The following is a 6,176-nucleotide window of genomic DNA, read 5'->3' on the forward strand; positions in this document are numbered from 1 at the left end:
GGCCGTGTTCACGGCCGCCCCACCCCGGGCAGTGTCAGGTCGCCGGTCGGGCCCGGTTCGGGCTCAGTACGGGCTCAGTACTGGCGGGACTGCTTCCACATGACGTACCCGTTCAGGTTGGTGGCGACCAGGTAGGCGCGGTAGGCGTCCATGATGAGCCGCGGGCCGTACGCCGAGGCGAAGGCGACGGCCTCGCGGGTCCAGTCGCCGTGCGAGCCGGTGTCCTGGACGTCCTCCAGGTACAGCACGCCCGTGCCCTGCTGCCGGACGGCGACCTGCCCCCAGCCGGAGCCCGCCATGGCGATGGCCGGCTCCGAGTCGGTCTGCACGCCGTCCAGGATGCTCCGCCCGTACCAGCCGTTGTTCTGGTAGTACGTGCGGATGACGTTCACCCGGTTGTCGAGCCCCCGGTAGGCCATCAGCAGCAGGTTGTTGGCGGGGCTGAACGCCAGCGCCGGGGAGGAGTTGCTCGTGGCGCCGGCGACCCGCACCGGGTCGCCCCAGAGGTTGTTCGGGATGTTGAAGATCATGCTCCAGATCTCGTTGCTGTTCGCGCCGTGGAACGCCAGCGAGATGTTGTTGTGCGGCAGCGCGGCGATGGCCACCGGGCGGCCGTCGTTCGTCTGGGCGCCGTTCGGGACCTGGATCCAGTTGCCGAAGTTCAGGTACCGCTGGCCGTTGTTGGCCTGGTTCACGGTCAGGACGCAGTAGAAGATGAACCCGTTGGTGCCGGTGTGGAACAGCACGAACTGGGCCCCGCCCATGTAGACCACCTGCGGGCTGGCATTGGTCGCCCCCGCGAGGCGGACCGGCCGGCCGTGGTCGAGCGAGAGGTACATGCCGGGGTTGTCGTACCCGCGCCACACCTGGATGAGATCGCCGTTGACGGCCCGGGCCTCGCCCATGAAGCCGTTCGCCCGGACCGGGACGTTGTCCTCGATCTCGCTGGCCCAGGTGCTGCTCTCGCCGAACACGGCGGCGGACGCGGGGGCGTTGGAGAACATCAGCACGGCCAGGGCGGTCGTCGCGGTGACGGCGGCCATGCGCCACTTGGCGCGAAGGGAGCTCATGGGAATTCCTTGGAAGAGAACATCGGGGGACCGACGGCCGGGGGTGGGGCACCCTCCGACCGCCGCCACCGATGCTTCCCGCTCCGACGCACACGCAGCATCAGTCATTTGACTGTCGAGTCCCGGACGTCGCATTCCGGGAGCGGTGCACCGCGCCGCTGCCGATGGGCCATCCTGGTACCCCCGGGCGAGTACGGCCGCCCTGCTGAGCGGTGAGGTGTCCCATCGGTAAGAACAACGGGTCGGCGCTGGTCGCCTGGCTGCGCGGCCTCGACACGGCGGCCCTGGAACGGATCCTGGCAGCGCGCCCGGACGCCGCCTCGCCCCCGGAACCGCGTTCGGTCGGCGAACTGGCGGACCGTCTGCAGCGCCCGGCGTCGGTGGCCTCGGCCCTGCCCCGGCTGACGCTGCCGTGCCTCCAGGCGGCGGAAGCCCTCGCCGCGCTGGGGAACGCGTCGCAGGAGGAGCTGGCAGGCCTCCTGGACGCGACGGGCGGTGCACGTGCCCATGGACTGGCCGCCGCCCTGGGGGAGTTGGCGGACCGCGCGCTGGTGTGGCCGGGCGGCGACGGCCGGTTGCGGATGGCGGCGCCACTGGGGGGCGCGTGGCGCGCGCCGCTGGGGCTCGACGCACCGCTCGCACGCCTGCTCGCGGGCGCGAACTCCGACGATCTCGCCCGCATGCTGGCGAAGGCCGGGATCAAGCCGGACGGCAACAGGAAGGAGCGGCGGCTGGCGGCGCTGATCGACCACCACAGTGATCCTGCCCGGGTCGCGGCGCTGGCGGCCAAGGCGCCGGAGGCCACCCGGGAACTCCTGGCACGGCGGGCCCGTACGGTTCCCGAGCACCTGGGCGCCATCATGTTCGGGGGGCCGCCTGCCGCCTCCGCACCCGGCGAGCAGTGGGCGGTGGAGCGGGGACTGCTGATCCGGGACCGCTACCACTACGGGCCCACGCGCATGCCCGCCGAAGTGGCCCTCGCCCTGCGCGGTGCCGACTGGCAGGCCCCGTTCACACCCCTCCCGCCCGCCGTGCCGACGGCGCCCGCCACCGCCACGGACGTCGAACGGGAGGCCGCGGCCGCCTCGATGGCCTTCGCCGCCGACGCGACGTCCGTCCTCGCCGTGTGCGCCGCCGCCCCGCCGGTCCGGCTCAAGGCCGGCGGGATCGGCGCCCGTGAGCTCGCCAGGATCGGCCGGGCCGCGCAGTGCGGCGAACTGCCGCTACGCCTCGTGCTGGAGGCGGCGAGCGTCGCCGGGCTCCTGGCCGTGGAGGGCGACCGGGTCGTCGCGACCGCGTCCTACGACACCTGGGCGGGGCGGGAACCGGCCGAGCGGCTCGCCGTCCTGCTCCGGGCCTGGTGGTCGCTCCCCCTGACCCCCGGCCGGAGCCGCGACGAGGACGGGAAGGCACGGCCGGCGCTCGCCGGGGCGCCGCCCTGCGGGGGCTGCGTCCAGGCCCGGCACGGGCTGCTCACCGCCGCCTCCCGGCTCCCGGCCGGTGAAGGCGCGGCGAAACCGGCGGACCTGGGGGCGCTGCTCCGGTGGCTGCGCCCGCTCGCCGACGAACTCCCGCAGGACGCCGAGCCGTTCGCCACCCTGATCCGGGAGGCGGAACTGCTCGGCGCCCTCGCCCTCGGGGCGCTCTCCCCGATCGGGGCCGCCCTGCTCGGGGCCGCCCCGCTCGGCGACGACGCCGAGGCCGAGGCGCTGGTCGACGCCTGCCACCGGCTGCTGCCCGCCGCCAGCACGAGCGCCCGCTTCGGCAGCGACCTCACCGCCGTGGTCGCCGGCACCCCGTCCGCGCACCTCCACGCACTGCTGGACTCCGCCGCGGACCGGGAGAGCGCCGGTGCGGCCTCCGTCTGGCGGTTCGGCCCGGGCAGCGTCCGCCGGGCCCTCGACGCGGGCCTCACCCCCGACGCCCTCACCGCCGACCTGGCGGCGGTCGCCGTCGAACCGCTGCCCCAGCCGCTCTCCTACCTGATCCACGACACCGCGCGCAGCCACGGCCGGGTGCGCGTCGCGGCCGCCGCCTGCGTGATCCACGGCCAGGAACCCGCCCTGCTGGCCGAACTCGCCGCCCACCGCAAGCTCGCCCCGCTCGGCCTACGGCACCTCGCGCCGACGGTACTGATCAGCCGGACCCCGCCCGACAAGACCCTCGCGGCCCTGCGCGCCGCGGGCTACGCCCCCGTCGCCGAGACCCCCGACGGGACCGTCCGGATCGAACGGCCCCCGCACCCCCGCGCCGCGCGCCCGGCCCCGCCCCCGCGTCGGCCCGGCAGGCCCCGCACGGGCGCCCGTACCCCGACCAAGGACGAGCCCGCCGACCTGCGCGCCCTCGCCGCCCGGCTCCGCGCCGCCCCGCAGGACGGCGCGGAGCCCGCCCCGGACGACGGCCGCCCCTACGCCGGCGACACCGAGGAGATCATCGCCCGGAACGCGCGCCATCTGACCTTCACCGACGTCCGCCAACTGGCCCACGCCGTCGACCACGGACAGGCCGTCACGATCGAGTACGTCGCCACGTCCGGCAACACGACCGTCCGCACCCTCAGCCGCCTCGCCCTGGACGCGCCCTACCTGAACGCCTGGTGCCACCTGCGCGAGGACGAGCGCGTGTTCACCCTCTCCCGCATCCACGGCGTGATGCCCGGGTAGCCGGGGCCGCCGTTCCCCTGTCCGTACATGTCTGGCCGTTCGGGCCAGGTCGGCGCGGCCCATCCGGACTACGTCGCGTACGAGGTGGTCGGCTGAGCGGTCGGGCGGGTGGGGAGCGAGAACCTGGCCTTGGGGCGGCTCAGGGCCCCCGTCCGGTGGTAGAAGCGGATGGCGTCGGTGTTCCAGGCGGGTGTCTGCCACTGCAGCTGCGCGGCGCCCAGTGCTGCGGCCGCGTCCCGTACGGCGTCGAGCAGGGCGCGGCCCCACCCGCCGCCCCGGTGGGCCTCGGTGACGAACAGGCAGTCCAGGTGGACGTAGTCGGCGGCCTGCCAGGTGGAGAACTCCCGGGAGAAGCTCGCGTAGCCGGTCAGTTCGCCGCCGTGGTCGACCACCAGGCACCACGCCCTCGGCCGCGCGGCGAACAGTGCGGGCGCCAGCCGGGCGGCGAGGTCCGCGGGCACCGGCTCGGCGCGCTCGTGGGCGGCGTGGTCGGCGCACAGGCGGGCGAGCGCGGGCAGGTCGGCCGGGGTGGCCGGGCGGATCGTGCCGCCCGGCCGTGCGTCGGCGCTCAGCACGCGCAGGAGATGCCCGAGCGCGGGGCGGTCAGGTCGTCGACGGGGCGGCTCTCGGGGCCGGTGGCGGTGTCGTACGCGAAGCCCTCGCGGACCCAGTACTCGAAGCCGCCGAGCATCTCCTTGACGGGGTGGCCGAGGAGGGCGAAGGCCAGGGCCGCCCGGGTGGCGCCGTTGCAGCCGGGGCCCCAGCAGTAGGTGACCACGGTCGTGGTGGCCGGGTCGATCAACTTCGGTGCGAGCTCGGCGATCCGCGCGGTGGGGATGTGCACGGCGCCGGGGATGTGGCCCTGGTTCCAGGCGACCTCGCTGCGGGTGTCGACCACCACCACGCCGGGTGCGCCGGAGGCCAGGTCGGCGTGGACGTCGGAGACGTCCGCCTCGAAGGCGAGCCGGGCGGCGTAGTGGGCGGCGGCCTCGGCCGGGGTGGCGGCGGGCACGGTCAGGACGGCGCTGGCGGACATCGGAAACCTCGTGTTCCTGCTGGTGGGGCGGGGGTTCGGTGGGCCGTTCCGGGGTTCCCCGGTCGGCGATGACTCCATCCTCCGGTCCCGGGGCCCACCCCCACGAGTGGCGTGAACGCCGAAGGTCGTCAAGATCCCGCCAGGTGCTGTCGGCCCGTCGGGAGAGGATGGCGACATGACGATCACCCCCACGCCGGTGGCCAGCTACCCGATCCCGAGCGGGAGCAACTCCCGCTCCTCCGTCGATCCGACCGGCCCCGTTCCCCGCCTGGAGGTCCACGACGGCACCTCGCTGCGCCTCTACGACCTGCGGGAGCAGGCCGAACTGAAGGCCGAGTTCCCGGCCCCGGGCCCCGAGTGGTGGGCGCCGGTGTGGACGGCTCCCGACCTCACCTTCGCCGTCTTCGGCACCGGCGACGGGTACGTCGCGACGGCCCAGGACGGCACGGAGCTCTGGCGGCAGCCGTACGGCACCTGGCGGGTGGACCGCTGGGGCTACGTCCTGTTCACGATGACCGGTCCCGACCGGGAGCTCCGGATCTGGCTGCGGCTGCCCTCCGGACTGCCGGACGCCACCGTCTTCCTGACCCTGGACGCCGAGGGGCGGGTGCTGGCCCGGAGCGTGCTCGAGTGCGGCGGCTACGAGCGGTACGCCCACCTGCTCCTGGACGCCGACGGCGAGGTCATCGGGGTGGACGTCTCGGGCGGTTCCGGGCCGACCACCCGCCACCGGCTCCGCCGGGAGTCCGGCGCCCTCGTCCTGGCCGAGCCGCTGCCGCAGGACGCGGTCCCCCGGCTCCCGGCGGACCGCGACTACCTGGACGCGGACTCCGGCAACACCCGCTGCATGACCGTCGATCGGAGGGGCCGGGACATCAGCTGGCACGCCGTGCCCTCCTACGAGGTCACCGCCACGCTCCGGCTGAGCGACTTCCCGGCCCCCGGCACCGGCGACTGCTCGGTCCACAACGACCCGTCCATCTCCTCCTTGTCCGGTTTCGTGGACGACTCCACCGTGCTGGTGACCCTGCACAACCGCTACGACGAGGGCGCCGTGCTCCTCTTCGGCGAGCAGGACTGGCGCGAGTACAGCCACTGGCTCGCCGACCCCGCCACCGGCGCCCTGCACGGCCGCCTGGAGTACCCGATGCCCGAGGTCGACTACGTGCTGCCCCTGGGCGACGGCACCTGGCTCACCCAGGAGTGGAACGCCTACCGCCGCTGGCGCCGCTGACCACCCCCGGGTGCCAGGGCCCGTCTTCGAACCCCCGCCCGCCCTCCGGGCGAACGACGGGAGTCCGAAGGCGGGCCCTAGGGCCTGTCCGGCGGATCTTGCCAGGCGCGCGACGCCGGGCATCCCGCCTGGACGCACGCCCGAATCGCCCAAGTACGTCCAGTACGAAGCCG

5 protein-coding genes are annotated in these 6,176 nt (G+C 74.7%); 2 read left to right on the forward strand and 3 right to left on the reverse strand.

The window, feature by feature from the left end:
* Positions 1-74: 74 nt before the first annotated feature.
* Positions 75-1,070 carry a hypothetical protein gene (locus ACFXPX_RS43205; protein WP_380523694.1) on the reverse strand — a complete coding sequence of 332 codons (996 nt, stop codon included), beginning with the start codon at positions 1,068-1,070 and terminating at the stop codon, positions 75-77.
* 212 nt (positions 1,071-1,282) lie between these two features.
* Here ACFXPX_RS43205 and ACFXPX_RS43210 point away from each other — a divergent pair, with 212 nt between their 5' ends.
* Entirely contained in the window at positions 1,283-3,733 is a 2,451-nt protein-coding gene (locus ACFXPX_RS43210; RefSeq protein ID WP_380645052.1) for a helicase C-terminal domain-containing protein, read from the forward strand.
* 68 nt (positions 3,734-3,801) lie between these two features.
* Here ACFXPX_RS43210 and ACFXPX_RS43215 read toward each other — a convergent pair whose 3' ends face one another.
* Together ACFXPX_RS43215 and ACFXPX_RS43220 are read right to left on the reverse strand one after the other, a co-directional pair.
* Positions 3,802-4,308: a GNAT family N-acetyltransferase gene (locus ACFXPX_RS43215; protein ID WP_380523690.1), complete on the reverse strand. Its 507-nt coding sequence runs from the start codon at positions 4,306-4,308 to the stop codon at positions 3,802-3,804.
* Complete coding sequence (locus ACFXPX_RS43220; RefSeq protein ID WP_380523688.1) at positions 4,302-4,769, reverse strand: rhodanese-like domain-containing protein; 468 nt, start codon at positions 4,767-4,769, stop codon at positions 4,302-4,304. The genes ACFXPX_RS43215 and ACFXPX_RS43220 overlap by 7 nt, the downstream gene beginning before the upstream one ends.
* 175 nt (positions 4,770-4,944) lie before the next feature.
* On the opposite strand from ACFXPX_RS43220, the gene ACFXPX_RS43225 reads away from it, so the two are divergent.
* Complete coding sequence (locus tag ACFXPX_RS43225; protein WP_380645054.1) at positions 4,945-6,003, forward strand: hypothetical protein; 1,059 nt, start codon at positions 4,945-4,947, stop codon at positions 6,001-6,003.
* The last annotated feature ends 173 nt before the right edge of the window (positions 6,004-6,176 follow it).

This window comes from Kitasatospora sp. NPDC059146 (assembly GCF_042786665.1).
Lineage (GTDB): Bacteria > Actinomycetota > Actinomycetes > Streptomycetales > Streptomycetaceae > Kitasatospora.

What these genes read in the sequence shown, in the direction of transcription:
- ACFXPX_RS43220 (WP_380523688.1), bottom strand. Translation starts at nt 4,769, where the DNA reads ATGTCCGCCAGCGCCGTCCTGACCGTGCCCGCCGCCACCCCGGCCGAG.
- ACFXPX_RS43225 (WP_380645054.1), top strand. Translation starts at nt 4,945, where the DNA reads ATGACGATCACCCCCACGCCGGTGGCCAGCTACCCGATCCCGAGCGGG.
- ACFXPX_RS43205 (WP_380523694.1), bottom strand. Translation starts at nt 1,070, where the DNA reads ATGAGCTCCCTTCGCGCCAAGTGGCGCATGGCCGCCGTCACCGCGACG.